This is a genomic window from Microbacterium lacus (assembly GCF_044794305.1).
Lineage (GTDB): Bacteria > Actinomycetota > Actinomycetes > Actinomycetales > Microbacteriaceae > Microbacterium > Microbacterium lacus_B.
The window spans coordinates 3,118,064-3,133,810 of the sequence record NZ_CP084996.1; the positions used below are offsets into that span (position 1 = coordinate 3,118,064).

The window sequence follows — 15,747 nt, forward strand, 5'->3', positions numbered from 1 at the left end:
GCGCCCGCTCAGCGCCGAAGTTCCGCCCGACCCAGTCCCGCGAGGTGTACTTCGTCGGGGCCGTCCGCGATGCGCAGAGACCGGATGCCGGCGTAGAGCTCGGGCAGGGGAGTGTCGGAGGACACCCCGGCCGCGCCGTGCACCTGAATCGCGCGATCGATGATCGTCTGCACCGCGCGCGGGACGGCGATCTTGATCGACTGGATCTCGGTCATCGCAGCGCGATTGCCGACGGTGTCCATGAGCCAGGCGGTCTTGAGCACGAGGAGTCTCAGCGACTCGAGCGTGATGCGGGCCTCGGCGACCCATTCGCGGATGACCCCCTGGTCGGCGAGCGAGCGCCCGAAAGCCTGGCGGCTGTTGGCTCGCGCCACCATCAGCGCCAAGGCCCGCTCGCCCATTCCGAGGGCGCGCATGCAGTGATGGATGCGCCCGGGTCCGAGGCGCGCCTGGGCAATCGCGAACCCCGATCCTTCTTCGCCGATGAGATCGGCTACCGGAACCCGCACGTCGTGGAAGGCGACTTCGGCATGGCCGCCGTGGTCGCGATCGTCGTAGCCGAAGACGCTGAGCGGTCGCACGATCTCTACGCCGGGCGTATCGCGCGGCACGAGGATCATCGACTGCTGGCGGTGCCGGTCGGCGTCGGGATCGGTCTTGCCCATGACGATGAAGATCGCGGCATCCGGATTCATCGCGCCGGTTGACCACCATTTGCGGCCCGAGATGACGTAGGAGTCGCCATCGCGCCGGATGCGCGTGCCGATGTTGGTCGCATCCGAAGACGCGACGTCGGGCTCGGTCATGCAGAACGACGAGCGGATCTCAGCGCGCAGAAGGGGCTTCAGCCACTTCTCTTGTTGCTCGACTGTGCCGAAATCGTGGAGCACCTCCATGTTGCCGGTGTCGGGGGCTGCGCAGTTGAAGGCCGCGGGCGCCAGGCGCGGGCTCCATCCGGTCACCTCAGCGACCGGCGCGTATTGCAGATTGGTCAGCCCCGCCCCGCCCTCGCCCGGCAAGAAGAGGTTCCAGAGGCTGCGCTCCTGCGCGCGTCGTTGAAGGTCGCGGACGATCGCCCGCGTGCCCCATTCGTCCGGCGTCGCGGCGAGTTGCTCGTCGAGCACAGACTCGGCGGGCAGAACATGCTCATCGAGGAATATGCGTGCGCGGTCGGTGTAGTCACGGGCGATGTCGTCGGGCGCGAAGTCCATCAGCGCACCTCCAGTCCTTTGTGTGCAAGCGGCTCCACGAGCGCGCCGATGCGATCGAAGCCTTCGCCGACGGTGCCGCCGGCTTGGTAACGGAAATGGATCCCCTCGAGGATCACGGCGAGTTTGTAGGCTGCGAACGCGCGATACCAGCGCAGATCGGGGATGCCTCCACCCGCTCGCTCGGCGTACACCTCGACGAGTTCGTCGAAGGTCGGGTAGCCGGCAGAGGTGTCGACCGCGCTCGGCACGGCACCCGCCAGACCGCCGGGCAGGTCGGCGATATCCCAGTAGAGCGCGAAGATGCCGAGGTCGACGAGTGGATCGCCGAGGGCGGCCATCTCCCAGTCGAGGATGGCCGAAATGTGGGGGTCATCGTCCGTGCCGGCGACCAGCACGTTGTCGAGCCGGTAATCGCCGTGCACGATCCCCGAACGTCGAGACTCGGGCACCCCGTCGGCCAGGCTCGCCTGCAGGGCATCGAGGGTCGGGGTGTCGCGCGAGCGCGAAGCATCCAACTGCCTCTTCCACGTGGTGAGTTGCCGCTCGAGGTACCCGTCGGGGCGCCCGAAGTCAGAGAGCCCGACCGTCGCAGGGTCGACGGCGTGCAGGTCGGCGAGGTGTCGAGCGAGCTCGAGACTGACCGAGCGCAGTGCGGCGGGCGTGTAGGCCGCATTCTGCGACGCGTGGGCGAGGACCGTGCCGGGTGCGCGTTCCATGACGAAGAACACCGTGCCGGTGACGTCGCTCGTCTCGGTGTCGTCGACGATGTCGACCGCCACGGGGACGGGCACGCTTGTGCCTGCGAGCGCCGAGATCACCCTGTGCTCGCGCTTCATGTCGTGCGCGCTCGAGAGCACGTGACCCAGCGGCGGCCGCCGCACCACAAGCGCCGCTCGAGCCCCCTCGACCGCATAGGTGAGGTTGCTGCGACCCCCGGCGATGAGCTCGGCGGTCAGTGGCCGATCGACGAGTTCGGGGTGCGCGCGCGCGAGCCAGGCGCTCAGGCCCGCGACGTTGAGTCCGGGAAGCTCGGTCATGCGTAGCCCTTCACCATGCATTTGCCGCTCACGCGGGAATGAACAGGCCGATGGTCTCGGCGATCAGGGCCGGTCGCTCAGACCCTTCGAGCTCGACCGTCGTGCGCAGGTTCGCGCGATACCCCTGGCTCGCCGCCTCGACGGACGCGATCTCGGTGACGGCGCGCACGCGCGACCCCGCGGGCACGGGCTGAAGGAACCGCACCTTGTCGAGCCCGTAGTTCACGACCATCGACACTCCCGTCACTTCGAGAAGGCCCGAGGCGAGCCGCGGCAACAGCGACAGCGTGAGGTAGCCGTGCGCGATGGTCGAGCCGAAGGGCCCGGCTGCGGCGCGATCGGCATCCAGATGAATCCACTGCCAGTCGTCGGTGGCATCGGCAAAAGCCGAGATGCGCTCCTGGGTGATCTCGAACCAGTCGCTCGTCGCGCTCTGCCCGACCGCGTCGGCAAGTGCCGCAGGAGAGGCCACCACGATGCTCATGCGCGAGGCCCGCCGGCGACGTACAGCACCTGTCCCGACACGAAGCCAGCACCCTCCGAGCAGAAGAACGACGCGGCAGCGGCGATGTCGGAGGGGTAGCCGGCGCGGCCGACCGGGATCGTTTTCGCGGTCGCTTCGATGAACTCGTCGAATCCGACGCCGACGCGCTCTGCGGTCGATCGGGTCATGTCGGTGACGATGAAGCCCGGGGCGATCGCGTTAGCGGTGACTCCGTAGCGGCCGAGCTCGATCGCGAGGGTCTTTGTCAGTCCCTGCATCCCCGCCTTGGCCGCGGCGTAGTTCGCCTGGCCGCGGTTGCCGAGTGCCGACGTGCTCGAGAGGTTGACGATGCGGCCCCACCCCGCCTCGACCTGATGTTTCTGCACTTCGCGGCTCATCAGGAACGCCCCGCGCAGGTGCACGGTGAGCACAGCATCCCAATCTTCCTCGGTCATCTTGAACAGGAGATTGTCGCGGATGATCCCAGCGTTGTTGATCAGGATCGTCGGCGCTCCGAGTTCTTCGGCAACCTGCGCGACGGCCGCAGCGACCGCCGTCGCATCAGCCACGTTCGCGCCGACCGCGATGGCCCGGCCCCCGGCATCCGTGATCGTTGCCACAGTCTCCGCGCATGCGCCCGCATCGAGGTCGAGCACAGCGACGGCGTAGCCATCCTCAGCGAGCCGACGGGCGATGGCGGCGCCGATGCCGCGGGCGGCGCCGGTAACGATGGCGGTGCGAGCGGTCTGAGCAGTGTCAGTCATGGGGGTCCTCTCGAAGTGGTTCAGAAGGTGATGAGCTGCCGAAGTTCGGAGCCGGTGGCGAGGCGATCCATTGCGGCCTCGATGCCGTCGAGGCGGATGCGCGACGAGACGAGCCGCTCGAGCGGCAGACGACCTTCGCGCCACAGCTCCACGTACCGCGGAATGTCGCGGCCAGGCACGGCAGAACCGAGGTAACTACCGACGATCGTGCGGGCTTCGGCGGTCAACACGAGGGGCGAGATCGCCGCGCGCGCGTCCGGCGCGGGCAACCCCACCGTCACGGTCGTTCCGCCGGCCGTGGTCAGCGCAACGGCGGTCTCGAAGGCACGCACCGCGCCCGCAGCTTCGATCACGACAGGGGCGCGGATGCCGCGGGCCACCGCGTCGGCAGGTTCGAGCGCGAGTTCTGCACCGAGTTCGCGGGCCGTTTCGAGCTTGGCCGCCACGGCGTCGACCCCGATCACCCGGTGTCCGAGCGCGATCGCCACCAGCAGCGCGGCCATGCCAACGCCGCCGAGCCCGACCACGATCACCGTCGATGCGGGCGCCGGTCGGCCGGCATTGATCACGGCGCCGCCCCCGGTGAGGACAGCGCACCCCAGCAAGGCCGCGATCTCTGCGGGCACGTCGTCGTCCACGGCCACAACGGACGACGCACTGACGACCGCGTGCGTGGCGAATGCGCTCACCCCGAGGTGGTGGTGCACGGGGCCAGTACCGCGATGCAGGCGGATGCCTCCACCGACCAGCGTGCCCGCGCCATTGGCCGCGGAGCCCACCTCACAGGGCAGTCGGCCGTCCGTGAGGCATCCGTCGCAGGTCCCGCAACGGGGGAGGAAGGTCATCACCACGCGAGTGCCCGGCTCGAGCTCAACACCGTCGCCGGTCTGCTCGACGATGCCGGCGGCTTCGTGGCCGAGGAGCATCGGGAGAGGGCGTGGCCGAGTGCCCTCCACGACGCTCAGGTCGGAGTGGCAGACGCCCGCGACCTCGATCCGGACGAGGATTTCGCCCGGTCCTGGTGGGTCGAGCTCGAGGTCGGCCACGGTGAAGGGCCGCGACTGCGCGTACGGTATCTCGCCGCCCGCACGTTCGAGCACCGCGCCGGTGATGCGCATGCGACCTCCTCGTCGACCTGCACCGTCCGCTGCACTCTTTTGCGCAGACGATCACACGAGCATACCGACCGTGCGGTATGTTCGCGAGGCCCGCGCGTCAGCGCGCTCAGGCCAGCTGGTCACCGAGCCGGCGCGCAACCTCGGCCAGCGGCATCCGCTTCGGAAAAACCGCCACCACCACGTCGTCGTCACCCGCATCTGCGCCGTCGGGCGCCACGCCATAGCGACGCATCGCATCATCGAGGGCGCGCCTGAGGACGCTCACCGGAACCCGCTTGGGCCCACGAAGCAACTGCCTCAACACATGGTTGTGCACAGCAGTGACCAGGGCCGAGAAACCGACGGCATCGATCGGGTCAAGCCCCGGCAGAGCGCCCCGCAAGTACTCGTCGAACAGTCGCTCGTACCGGAAGACCGTCACGATCTCGCGCTCGCGCAGTGCGGGCACGCCACGCACGATCGTGTAGCGACGACGGGCGAGGTCCGGGTCGGCAGCGAAGTGCGAGAACACGCGAACGGATGCTTCACACACTGCCGCCCAGGGATTCTCGTGCGGCTGCGCGAGGTAGTCACGCAACTGGTCGAGCAGCAGTTCATGGTCGGCGAAAACGACATCGTCCTTGCCGCCGAACTGCCGAAAAAAGGTCGAGCGCGAGACCCCGGCGGCCTTCGCGATCTGCTCGACAGAGGTCTGATCGAAGCCCTGATCGGCGAACAGATCGATCGCGGCGGCAACGACTGCGGTGCGCGCGGCGGACGGGGACGCGGTGTCGCTCATGCGATGAGCCTACTCGCGGGGAAGTCTTTCGAGTCTGGCGCGGACGGCGACGCGTACTAGGCTTGATGATTGGTCGATATCTCGACGTCGAGACGCTTTTTCGCGTCGCACACCCCCATTCGCCACTGCGAAGGAATGCACTGTGGATCTGTACGAGTACCAGGCACGAGACCTTTTCGAAAAGTACGGGGTTCCGGTTCTCGCCGGGATCGTCGCGGACACGCCGGAGGAGGTGCGGGCAGCCGCCGAGAAGATCGGCGGAGTCGTCGTCGTCAAGGCGCAGGTCAAGGCCGGCGGCCGCGGCAAAGCCGGTGGCGTCAAGGTCGCCAAAACCCCCGATGAAGCGTTCGAGGCGTCGAAGGGAATCTTCGGCCTCGACATCAAGGGCCACGTCGTCAAGCGCGTGATGGTCGCCCAAGGCGCCCGCATCGACAAGGAGTACTACTTCTCGGTACTGCTTGACCGCGCAAACCGCGCCTACCTGTCGCTCTGCAGCGTCGAGGGCGGCATGGAGATCGAAGAGCTCGCCGTCGAGCGCCCCGAAGCCCTCGCCCGCGTCGCCGTCGACCCGCTGCACGGCATCGACAAGAAGAAGGCCATCGAGATCGCCGAGGCCGCAGGCTTCGCACCCGAACTGATCGACAAGGTGAGTGACGTGTTCGTCACGCTCTATGCGGTCTACAAGGGCGAGGACGCCACGCTCGTCGAGGTCAACCCCCTCGTCCTCACCGAAGAAGGCGACATCATCGCCCTCGACGGCAAGGTCTCGCTCGACGAGAACGCCGAGTTCCGTCACGCGGGCCACGCGCTCCTCGAAGACAAGGACGCCGCCGACCCGCTCGAGGCCAAGGCCAAAGCCAACGACCTCAATTACGTCAAGCTCGACGGCGAGGTCGGTGTCATCGGCAACGGTGCAGGCCTCGTGATGTCGACGCTCGACGTCGTCGCCTACGCCGGTGAGAACCACGGTGGCGTGAAGCCCGCCAACTTCCTCGACATCGGCGGCGGCGCCTCGGCTGAGGTCATGGCCGCCGGCCTCGACGTCATCCTCGGTGACCCGCAGGTCAAGTCGGTCTTCGTCAACGTCTTCGGTGGCATCACCGCCTGTGACGCGGTCGCCAAGGGCATCGTCGGCGCGCTCGCCGAGCTCGGTGCCAGTGCCTCCAAGCCCCTCGTCGTCCGCCTGGACGGCAACAAGGTCGAAGAGGGCCGAGCGATCCTCCGCGACGCGAACCACCCGCTGGTGACCCTCGCCTCGACCATGGACGAAGGCGCCGACAAGGCCGCCGAGCTCGCGAACGCCTGAGACCTAGAGAAGGACAAGGAATAGAGAAATGTCGATCTTCCTCAACAAGGACTCCAAGGTCATCGTCCAGGGCATCACCGGCGGTGAGGGCACCAAGCACACCGCCCTCATGCTCAAGGCCGGCACCCAGGTCGTCGGTGGCGTGAACGCCCGCAAGGCCGGCACCACGGTGCTGCACCACCTGGCCGACGGCGCCCCCGTCGAGCTGCCCGTGTTCGCGTCGGTCGCCGAGGCGATGGCCGAGACCGGCGCCGACGTGTCGATCGCGTTCGTGCCCCCGGCCTTCACCAAGAGCGCGATGGTCGAGGCCATCGACGCCGAGATTCCCCTGCTCGTCGTGATCACCGAGGGCGTTCCCGTCGGTGACACCGCCGAGGCGTGGGCCTACGCCCAGTCCAAGGGCAACACGACCCGCATCATCGGTCCGAACTGCCCCGGCATCATCACCCCGGGTGAGTCGCTCGTCGGCATCACGCCGGCGAACATCACAGGCAAGGGCCCCATCGGCCTCGTGTCGAAGTCGGGCACGCTGACCTACCAGATGATGTACGAACTGCGCGAGATCGGCTTCTCGACGGCCATCGGCATCGGCGGCGACCCTGTCATCGGAACGACGCACATCGACGCGCTCGCCGCGTTCGAGGCCGACCCCGAGACCAAGGCGATCGTCATGATCGGTGAGATCGGTGGCGATGCCGAAGAGCGCGCAGCCGACTTCATCAAGGCGAACGTCACCAAGCCGGTCGTCGGTTACGTTGCCGGCTTCACCGCGCCCGAGGGCAAGACCATGGGCCACGCCGGCGCCATCGTCTCGGGCTCGGCCGGCACCGCACAGGCCAAGAAAGAGGCGCTCGAGGCCGCCGGAGTCAAGGTCGGCAAGACGCCGTCCGAGACCGCCGATCTGATGCGCGAGATCGTCGCCGGGCTGTAGCACCGGTTTCACGAGGGCGGATGCCGCGGCCCAGGCCGCAGCATCCGCCCTCGTCGTTCGTCATAGGCTGAAGTCATGCCACTGACCGGAGAATACAAGCCGTCCACATCCGAGTGGGCTCGCACCCAAGCCGAAAAATTCGAGGCCTCGGGGGGCGCCGAAGCCCACCTGTTGCGCGGTGTGCCGATCATCGTGCTCACCACCGTCGGGGCGAAGTCGGGGGGCCTGCGCAAGACCGCCCTCATGCGTGTCGAACACGATGGACGCTACGCGGTCGTCGCCTCGAAGGGTGGGGCTCCGGATGAGCCGGCGTGGGGCAACAACATGCGCAAGCATCCCCAGGTCGAACTCCAGGACGGTGCCGACAAGCGCGATTACCTGGCCCGCGAGCTCTCCGGGGACGAACGCACCGAGTGGTGGGGTCACGCCACCGACGTCTGGCCCGACTACGACGCGTATCAGGCCAAGACCGACCGCCAGATCGCGATCTTCGTGCTCGAGCCCATCGAGGGCTGAAAGCCACCCACACGCATGAGCGACATCGAGATGGCGCGGATCGCCGCCGGATCGGTGACTCTGCACGACGCCCGCAACAAGGAGCGGTGGACCGTTGCTCTCGAACCCTTCGAGATCGGCGTCTACGCGCTGACGCAGGAGCAGGTCGCCGAGCTCATCGGTGAATCCGCCCGGTACCCGCGGCGCCCGGCGACCGACCTCAGCTGGCTTCGCGCGGTGCGGCTGTGCAACGCCGCGTCGGAGTGGGAGGGGCTGGATGCCGCCTACACATTCGACGGCGCGGAGGTCACCTGGCACACAGACGCGGACGGCTACCGCCTGCCCACCGAAGCGGAGTGGGAGTTGGCGTGCCGCGCAGGGTCCACCGGAGCCCACTACGGACCGCTCGCCGAGATCGCGTGGACCAGCGCCGACGGCGTCACCGATCCGCAGAACGTGGGCGGAAAGCTCCCGAACCTCAACGGCCTCTTCGACACGCTCGGCAATGTGTGGGAGTGGTGCTGGGACTTTCTCGACCCTGCGCGCTATGACGACTACCGCGTCTTTCGCGGCGGAGGCTTTGCCGACGACTCGTGGAGCGTGCGGGCATCAACCCGCCGAGGCGGCGCGCCGCGCATGCACCACGAAGACGTCGGAGTCCGCCTCGCGCGTGGAGGCTTCGACGGCGGCGCTGCCGCACAGGGCTGGTCGGCGGCGGCCGATCGCGAGCGTGGTTCGCTCGACGGCCCGCATCCTCCGGGCTGGACGCCTCGCGGCGGATGAATGCGCGGATGCGTCGGCCCGGCGCGTGCCGGGCGGCGACCTCTGCCGGGCTCTAGGTAGGGTCGAACAGGCATGCATCGCCTCACCGTCGCCCTCCTCGCCGCCGTCGACGCCGCTATCGCGGCGGGAGTCGGCCTTGCGGTGATCCTCGCGCCGTTCACCCTGGTCTGGGTTTTCGGCTTCGGCGGCGACGCCGACTGGTCAGCGCTCTGGCCGGCGAGCGCCAAAGTCTGGCAACTCGGCCACACCGTACCGCTGCACGTCACTCTGCCCGGCGAGTACCTCGCGACGGTGGGACTCGGTGTGGAGGGAACTTCCTTCCTCCTCTCGCTCGCTCCGCTTGCCTTCGCCGCGTTCACGATCATCTTCGCCGCGCGCTCGGGAATGCGCGCGTCGCAGGCGGATGCCTGGATGACCGGTGTCCTCGTCAGCTCGACGGTTTTCGGGGTGCTCGCCATCCTGATCGCCTTCTCATCGCGCAATGCTGTGGCTGCCGTCTTCACCTGGCAAGCGGTTCTCCTCCCCATGCTGCTCTTCGCCGTGCCCGCCGCCATCGGCGCCGTGGTGACGGAGTGGGGTGAAGCGGGGGCAGGGTTCGTGGCGCGCGCTCGGAACCGCGTCGAGCTGGCCTCGGCAGGCTGGGCGTACGCACCCGCCCTGATCGCCCGCGGAGGAGCGGTGGTGGTGGTCGGCTTGCTCGGTGTCGGCGCGGCCGCGACCTTCGTCGCGATCATCGCGAGCGGCGGCGAGATCATCGCCCTCTTCGAAGCGGGGCAGGTCGACGCGCTGGGCGCGACGGTCATCACTCTCGGCCAGCTCGCCTACCTTCCGACGTTCGTGGTGTGGGCGGTGTCGTTCGTTGCGGGTCCGGGTTTCGCGCTCGGTGTCGGAACGTCTGTCTCACCCGCCAGTACGACGGTCGGTGTCATTCCCGGCATTCCGGTTCTCGGCGCGATCCCCGAGACATCGAGCCCCTGGTGGCTCCTGCTCGCGCTCCTCCCCGTCGCCCTCGGTGCCTTCGCCGGGTGGATCGCCCGTTCACGGCTGGTGGCAGCCTCGGGCCCACTCCGTCACGGCGAGCACGAGCCCATGGGCGCCCGTGTCGTGATCACCGCGGGAATCGCGATCCTTTCGGCCGGCGCCGCCGCGCTCCTCGCGGCGCTCGCCTCCGGCGCACTGGGACCCGGTGCGCTCGCAGAAGTCGGGCCCGAGCCCGGTCCGCTGGCGCTCGCTGTAGGGCTCGAGGTGACGGTGGGTGCCGGCATCCTGTTGCTGTCACCGCGCCGCAGGACTGCCGCAGACGATGTCTCGCCGCCGGCGGAAACACCCGACAGCTCTGCCGCAGATACACAGGAGATCACGCCGATTGCGCTCGACAGGGGAGCGGATGCTGCGCCGGTAGACTAGGCGCGTGCTCTCGGTCGCGGTCCTCATCTCTGGCGCAGGGTCGAATCTTCGGGCTCTGCTGGAGGCAGCATCCGAGCCTGATTTCCCCGCGCGGATCGTCGTCGTCGGCGCCGATCGCGAAGCGGCCGGATTCAGCCATGCCGAAGACTTCGGCATCCCGAGCTTCATGGTCCCGTGGGAGCAGTTTGACTCTCGCGAGGCGTGGGGAGCGGAACTTGGCGCGCAGTTGGCCGTCTGGGAGCCCGACCTCGTCGTCCTTTCGGGACTGATGCGTCTGCTGCCCGCGACGCTCGTCGAGGAGTGGGCGCCGCGCATCGTGAACACCCACCCGGCGTACCTCCCCGAGTTCCCAGGCGCACACGGAGTGCGGGACGCGCTCGCGGCAGGTGTGCCGCAGACGGGGGCCAGCGTCATCATCGTCGACGCGGGTGTCGATTCCGGCCCGATTCTCGCGCAGGAACGCGTGCCCGTCTTCGAGGGTGACGACGAGCACAGCCTCCACGAGCGCATCAAGCCTGTCGAGCGGCGATTGCTGATCGATGTCGTAGAGCGGATCGCTGCGGGCGACCTCGACCTGGCGGCTGCGGCCGCGGGGCCGCAGGATCCCGTCGATTCGTCGTCCTGACACCCCACCCACCCCACGGAGGACCCCATGGCCGGCCCGAGCCACGACCCCGCCCTGTACCGCGACCGCGATGTCGTTCCTGTTCGACGCGCCCTGGTGTCGGTGAGTGAAAAGGCGGGGCTGCTCGAGCTCGCCACCGCGCTCGCCGCTCAGGGCATCGAGATCGTCTCGACCGGGGGATCAGCCGCCATGCTCCGCGACGCGGGGTATGACGTCACCGACGTCGCCTCGATCACGGGCTTCCCTGAGTCGCTCGGCGGTCGTGTGAAGACCCTGCACCCCAAGGTGCACGCTGGGTTGCTCGCCGACCTGCGACTCGAAGACCACGAGCGCCAGCTCGACGAGCTCGAGATCCAGCCGTTTGAACTCGTCGTGGTGAACCTGTACCCGTTCGTGCAGACCGTCGCCTCGGGCGCGACCGGCGATGACGTCGTCGAGCAGATCGACATCGGCGGGCCTGCGATGGTTCGGGCGTCGGCGAAGAACTTCGCCAACGTGGCGATCGTCGTCTCTCCTGAGTCGTACCCCGCCGTGATCGAGTCTGTGCGCACGGGCGGCACGAGCCTGGCACAGCGCCGCGAGCTCGCCGCACGAGCCTTTGCGCACACGTGCGAGTACGACCGCGCGGTCGCGACCTGGTTCGCCGAGGGCACCCTCGTGCAAGAAGACCTTCCTGCCCACCTCACGATCAAGGCTGAGCGTCAGACCACACTGCGGTACGGCGAGAACTCGCACCAGCGCGCGGCGATCTACACTCGCGTCGGTGGGCATGGCATCGCCCAGGCCACGCAGCTGCAGGGCAAAGAGATGTCGTACAACAACTACGTCGATGCGGATGCCGCCTTGCGCGCGGCGTTCGACATGATCAAGCCCGCCGTCGCGATCATCAAGCACGCGAACCCCTGCGGGATTGCCGTCACGGCCCCCAACGCGCTCGACCCGATCGCGAGTGCACACTTGCGCGCGCACGAGTGCGACCCGGTGTCGGCGTTCGGTGGTGTGATCGCCGCGAACCGCATGATCACACTGAAGATGGCCGAGAACCTGCGCGACATCTTCACCGAGGTCATCGTCGCCCCTGACTTCGAGCCGGCGGCGCTCGAAGTGTTCAAGCTGAAGAAGAATCTCCGCGTGTTGCAGCTGCCGGCCGACTGGACGCAGGAGCGCATGGATGTGCGACTCGTCTCGGGCGGATTGCTTCTGCAGGAGGCCGACCGGTTCCCGGATGACATCGATTCCGTCGCCAAGGATTGGCAACTGGTTTCGGGCGAGCGTCCCGACGAAGAAGAGATGTCGAACCTCATTTTCGCCTGGAAAGCTTGCCGCGCGGTGAAGTCGAACGCGATCGTGCTCGCGAAGGGCTCGGCCACGGTCGGCATCGGCATGGGCCAGGTCAACCGTGTCGACTCGTGCCGCCTCGCGGTCGAGCGAGCGGGGGATCGTGCCGCGGGGTCGGTGGCAGCATCCGACGCCTTCTTCCCCTTCGCCGACGGCCCGCAGGTGCTGCTTGACGCGGGTATCTCGGCAATCGTGCAGCCGGGTGGGTCGGTGCGCGACGCTGAAGTGATCGAAGCGGCACAAGCCGCCGGAGTCACGATGTTCTTCACCGGCGAGCGTCACTTCTTCCACTGAGGCAGGTTGCTTACACCTCCGCTGGCCATCGTGCAATGGGTTGGCTGATCGCGACCACTGTGGCGCTGACTGGCCTCACCGGTCTGGATCCCGACCCAAGGGCTCGGCCGCTGAGGAGTTCCGATGGGACGCGTCCACCGCCAATACACCGTTCCTACAGCAGTGCTGCTGGCCGTTGTCGTATCGATCGGCGGTTTCGCCGCGCCAGTGATCGCGGCCGCCGGCGATCGCCCACACGTGGCTGCTGTTTCGGCGGTCGACATACCTCCGCTGACGAACCTCTCGCATCTCGACTTCCTGCTCGATGAGGCGACCCCGACCGCGGAGGTTGCCGGGCACACGACATACCGGCTCGCCGAAGAACCGGCACTCGTCATGCCGTGGACGTACGCCGACGCTCGCCCCGGGGGAACCTTCGAGCGCGTCGGGGGCGGGCCCCTGAATCCTGAGACGGGGTATTGGGGGCAGGGGGCGTTCAACGCGGACGACATCACCCGAGCAGCGGTGGTGTACCTGCGGCATTGGACACTGACCGGCGCAGAGTCCAGTCGCGACACCGCCTACGAATTGCTTCGATCGGTCGCCTACTTCCAGACCACCGACGGACCGAACGCCGGCAACGTCGTGCTGTGGATGCAGCCGGATGGCACACTCAACCCCTCGGCGGAGCCGATCGAACTTCCCGACCCTTCCGATTCCGGGCCGAGCTATTGGCTTGCCCGCACGATCTGGGCTCTGGGTGAGGGCTATGCCGCGTTCCGCGACGAAGACCCGGATTTCGCGGCGTTCCTCGAGGACCGGTTGGCGCTGTCGCTTGCGGCTGTGGAGCGACAGGTGCTGGTGAATTATGGAGAGTGGACCGAGTCGGACGGCATGCGCGTGCCGGCGTGGTTGATCGTCGACGGAGCGGATGCTTCGGCCGAGGCTGTCCTCGGACTCGCCGCGCGCGTCACCGCTCAGCCCTCAGACACCGCCGCGACCGAAGCGCTGCGAAAGCTCGCTGAGGGGATCGCCGCGATGGCAGCCGGGTCGGTGCAGTCGTGGCCCTATGGGGCGATCCTGCCGTGGGCCCAATCCCGTAGCCTCTGGCATGCCTGGGGTTCGCAGATGCCCGCGGCGTTGGCAGAAGCTTCGCTCGCGCTCGGCGATCCGACGCTAGCGCAGCCGGCCATCACCGACAGCGCAGTCTTCACTCCCACGCTGCTCACCGCCGGTGGTGCCGACAACGGGTGGTTCCCGAGCCCCACTGATCGCGTCCAGATCGCCTACGGCGTGGATTCCCGCGTGCAGTCGCTCCTCGCCGTTGCCGACTCGACGGGATCGAGCGGATTCGAGGCATTGGCGGGGATGCAGGCCGCATGGTTCTTCGGAGCCAACCGTGCCGGTGAGCCGATGTACGACCCGGCGACCGGGGTCACTTTCGACGGGCTGCAGGCCGACGGCAGCATCAATCCCAACAGCGGCGCAGAAAGCGCGATCCACGGGCTTCTGACGATGATCGCACTGGACGCCCGACCCGAACTTGCCGCGCGCGCCTCATCGATCACGACGATCCGTGAACGACAGGGCCTCGAACTCGTCGAAGCTGAGTCGTCGATCGAGACCGACGGAAGTATCACGACGCCGGACTCGTGGACGGGGGAGTCGAGCTGGTCGGGGAGTGCCCTGACGCTCACGGAAGGTCAGAGCGCCGTCTTCGACATCGGTGACTCCGACCTACGTCGCTGGGTAGAACCTGTCGTCTGGTCAGGCCCGGAAGACGCCGGCAGCACGTCGGTATGGACGGCCGAGCGCAAACCGCTCGGTGCCATCGACGAAGCGGCGCCCCCGCAGGGAATCTCGCCGACTGACGGAGTGCTTCTACCGCTGGCGCTGCAATCTCCGGCGTTTCCCCACCGCCCGCTCGTCACCGTCGAGGTCCTAAGCGGCTCGCTGACACTCGATGCGCTGTTGGTGAGACCTGTGCAGTCACGGCTCGTGCTCGTGGGCGACGGAGGGACCACCGAGCTCGTCCACTCGAGCAGCATCGTTCCGCAGCCCATCCGCGTCGGTCGTGACGGCGAGCGAGCGACCGTGGTCGTGTACGACGCGACGGGTGCCGAGGTGCGTAGGTACAGCCTGCGCGGCGAACGGTCGATCCCCGTACCGAGCGGCGGGTTCGCCATTGTGACTCGATAGCCGTCGAGAGGCCCACTTCTCGCTCATCGCTCAGCTCCGCCGCGCACCGTAGGCTGACGGCAACCTAGTGAGCGGCGGGCCGATGGACGAGGACGATACGGGTATGCCGACGTGGCTTTCTGCGACGTCGTACTGGCAACCGCAGCACTATCCTGAGTCCGCCTGGATCACCCATGCCCCGTTCGCGTTTTGGCTGGTGGATGTGCTGCGCCCGACCACCGTCGTTGAGCTCGGCACCCACAACGGTTACTCATGCTTCGTGTTCGCCGAGGCGTTGCGCAGGTTAAGGCTCACAGGAACCGTCAACGCGCTGGACAGCTGGGAAGGCGACGAGCATATGGGCGCATACGGCGAGTCGGTCTACGAGCGATTCATGCCCGTGGTCAGGTCAGAATATCCCGACCTCGTGAAGCCCTTGCGGGGCTACTTTGCCACGTCGCGCCCCCAATTCAGGGAGGCAACAGCAGACCTGCTGCACATCGACGGCCGTCACGGCTACGACGATGTGCTTGAGGACTACACCCTGTGGAGACCGACAGTTCGCGAGGGTGGCATGATTCTTTTCCACGACACGGCCGAGCGCAAAGCGGGCTTCGGGGTCTGGCGGCTGTGGGAGCAGCTCGTGGCAGAGAACCCGACGCGGTCGTTCTCGTTCGAGCACGGTCATGGATTGGGCGTTCTCGCGATCGGTGAGGTGAGCGATCCCCGTTTGCGCGCGCTGTTTGAGGCCGACGATGAGACGATCTCGCGGGTGCGGGCGGACTACGAAAAGCTCGGCGACGAAGTGCAGCGACGGGCCGACAACGATCAAGCCCAGGCGGATCTCGCCGCCCTCGTAGAGACGTTGAGCTGGCGCATCACTCGTCCGCTGCGCAGAATGAAATCCCGGGTGCGCCCAGGCCCGTGACACCGAGGTGCGCGCCGTCGACGTGCACTTCACACCGAATCGTCGTGTCCGTTTTCCGCTAGAGGTGTCTGCGCACCCGTGACAGGCTGTT

General features: G+C 67.7%; 15 protein-coding genes. 9 read left to right on the top strand and 6 right to left on the bottom strand.

All coding sequences use genetic code 11. From position 1 onward, the window contains the following. Positions 1-8: 8 nt before the first annotated feature. The 6 genes from LG299_RS14705 to LG299_RS14730 all read right to left on the bottom strand — a co-directional run bounded on the left by LG299_RS14705 (position 9) and on the right by LG299_RS14730 (position 5,392). Complete coding sequence (locus LG299_RS14705) at positions 9-1,211, bottom strand: acyl-CoA dehydrogenase family protein (RefSeq protein ID WP_404431523.1); 1,203 nt, start codon at positions 1,209-1,211, stop codon at positions 9-11. Further along, positions 1,211-2,248: a phosphotransferase family protein gene (locus LG299_RS14710; protein WP_404431525.1), complete on the bottom strand. Its 1,038-nt coding sequence runs from the start codon at positions 2,246-2,248 to the stop codon at positions 1,211-1,213. Before LG299_RS14710 ends, LG299_RS14705 begins: the two co-directional genes overlap by 1 nt. 28 nt (positions 2,249-2,276) lie before the next feature. After that, the gene (locus tag LG299_RS14715) at positions 2,277-2,732 is read right to left on the bottom strand and encodes a MaoC family dehydratase (protein ID WP_404431527.1); all 456 of its coding nucleotides are present in this window, start codon (positions 2,730-2,732) and stop codon (positions 2,277-2,279) included. After that, the gene (locus tag LG299_RS14720) at positions 2,729-3,496 is read right to left on the bottom strand and encodes an SDR family oxidoreductase (protein ID WP_404431529.1); all 768 of its coding nucleotides are present in this window, start codon (positions 3,494-3,496) and stop codon (positions 2,729-2,731) included. Before LG299_RS14720 ends, LG299_RS14715 begins: the two co-directional genes overlap by 4 nt. 20 nt (positions 3,497-3,516) lie before the next feature. Further along, complete coding sequence (locus tag LG299_RS14725; RefSeq protein ID WP_404431531.1) at positions 3,517-4,614, bottom strand: alcohol dehydrogenase catalytic domain-containing protein; 1,098 nt, start codon at positions 4,612-4,614, stop codon at positions 3,517-3,519. A 106-nt stretch (positions 4,615-4,720) separates the two neighbouring features. Then, positions 4,721-5,392 carry a TetR family transcriptional regulator gene (locus LG299_RS14730; protein ID WP_404431533.1) on the bottom strand — a complete coding sequence of 224 codons (672 nt, stop codon included), beginning with the start codon at positions 5,390-5,392 and terminating at the stop codon, positions 4,721-4,723. 142 nt (positions 5,393-5,534) lie between these two features. Between LG299_RS14730 and sucC the strand changes: the two genes are divergently transcribed. From sucC to LG299_RS14775, 9 genes are all read left to right on the top strand, one after another. Continuing rightward, positions 5,535-6,698, top strand: a complete 1,164-nt coding sequence (gene sucC / locus LG299_RS14735; protein WP_404431535.1) for an ADP-forming succinate--CoA ligase subunit beta — start codon at positions 5,535-5,537, stop codon at positions 6,696-6,698. 28 nt (positions 6,699-6,726) lie between these two features. Continuing rightward, a complete protein-coding gene (gene sucD, locus LG299_RS14740; RefSeq protein ID WP_404431537.1) occupies positions 6,727-7,629 on the top strand; it encodes a succinate--CoA ligase subunit alpha in 903 nt (300 codons plus the stop codon). Between the two features lie 75 nt (positions 7,630-7,704). After that, the gene (locus LG299_RS14745; protein ID WP_404431539.1) at positions 7,705-8,145 is read left to right on the top strand and encodes a nitroreductase family deazaflavin-dependent oxidoreductase; all 441 of its coding nucleotides are present in this window, start codon (positions 7,705-7,707) and stop codon (positions 8,143-8,145) included. A gap of 15 nt (positions 8,146-8,160) precedes the next feature. Beyond that, positions 8,161-8,907, top strand: coding sequence for a formylglycine-generating enzyme family protein (locus LG299_RS14750; protein ID WP_404431541.1), 747 nt, complete (start codon positions 8,161-8,163; stop codon positions 8,905-8,907). Positions 8,908-8,979: 72 nt separating this feature from the next. Continuing rightward, a complete protein-coding gene (locus LG299_RS14755; RefSeq protein ID WP_404431543.1) occupies positions 8,980-10,314 on the top strand; it encodes a DUF6350 family protein in 1,335 nt (444 codons plus the stop codon). A 4-nt stretch (positions 10,315-10,318) separates the two neighbouring features. Continuing rightward, entirely contained in the window at positions 10,319-10,939 is a 621-nt protein-coding gene (purN, locus tag LG299_RS14760; protein ID WP_404431545.1) for a phosphoribosylglycinamide formyltransferase, read from the top strand. Positions 10,940-10,966: 27 nt separating this feature from the next. Then, positions 10,967-12,571: a bifunctional phosphoribosylaminoimidazolecarboxamide formyltransferase/IMP cyclohydrolase gene (gene purH / locus LG299_RS14765; protein ID WP_404431547.1), complete on the top strand. Its 1,605-nt coding sequence runs from the start codon at positions 10,967-10,969 to the stop codon at positions 12,569-12,571. Between the two features lie 123 nt (positions 12,572-12,694). Then, on the top strand, positions 12,695-14,749 hold the full coding sequence (locus LG299_RS14770) for a hypothetical protein (RefSeq protein WP_404431549.1): 2,055 nt from the start codon (positions 12,695-12,697) through the stop codon (positions 14,747-14,749). Positions 14,750-14,816: 67 nt separating this feature from the next. Beyond that, positions 14,817-15,656, top strand: a complete 840-nt coding sequence (locus LG299_RS14775; protein WP_404431551.1) for a class I SAM-dependent methyltransferase — start codon at positions 14,817-14,819, stop codon at positions 15,654-15,656. The last annotated feature ends 91 nt before the right edge of the window (positions 15,657-15,747 follow it).

Bases quoted from the DNA above. Each gene is read 5' to 3' on its own strand.
- LG299_RS14705 (WP_404431523.1), bottom strand. From the start codon at position 1,211: ATGGACTTCGCGCCCGACGACATCGCCCGTGACTACACCGACCGCGCA.
- LG299_RS14710 (WP_404431525.1), bottom strand. From the start codon at position 2,248: ATGACCGAGCTTCCCGGACTCAACGTCGCGGGCCTGAGCGCCTGGCTC.
- LG299_RS14715 (WP_404431527.1), bottom strand. From the start codon at position 2,732: ATGAGCATCGTGGTGGCCTCTCCTGCGGCACTTGCCGACGCGGTCGGG.
- LG299_RS14720 (WP_404431529.1), bottom strand. From the start codon at position 3,496: ATGACTGACACTGCTCAGACCGCTCGCACCGCCATCGTTACCGGCGCC.
- LG299_RS14725 (WP_404431531.1), bottom strand. From the start codon at position 4,614: ATGCGCATCACCGGCGCGGTGCTCGAACGTGCGGGCGGCGAGATACCG.
- LG299_RS14730 (WP_404431533.1), bottom strand. From the start codon at position 5,392: ATGAGCGACACCGCGTCCCCGTCCGCCGCGCGCACCGCAGTCGTTGCC.
- sucD (WP_404431537.1), top strand. From the start codon at position 6,727: ATGTCGATCTTCCTCAACAAGGACTCCAAGGTCATCGTCCAGGGCATC.
- LG299_RS14745 (WP_404431539.1), top strand. From the start codon at position 7,705: ATGCCACTGACCGGAGAATACAAGCCGTCCACATCCGAGTGGGCTCGC.
- LG299_RS14750 (WP_404431541.1), top strand. From the start codon at position 8,161: ATGAGCGACATCGAGATGGCGCGGATCGCCGCCGGATCGGTGACTCTG.
- LG299_RS14755 (WP_404431543.1), top strand. From the start codon at position 8,980: ATGCATCGCCTCACCGTCGCCCTCCTCGCCGCCGTCGACGCCGCTATC.
- purH (WP_404431547.1), top strand. From the start codon at position 10,967: ATGGCCGGCCCGAGCCACGACCCCGCCCTGTACCGCGACCGCGATGTC.
- LG299_RS14770 (WP_404431549.1), top strand. From the start codon at position 12,695: ATGGGACGCGTCCACCGCCAATACACCGTTCCTACAGCAGTGCTGCTG.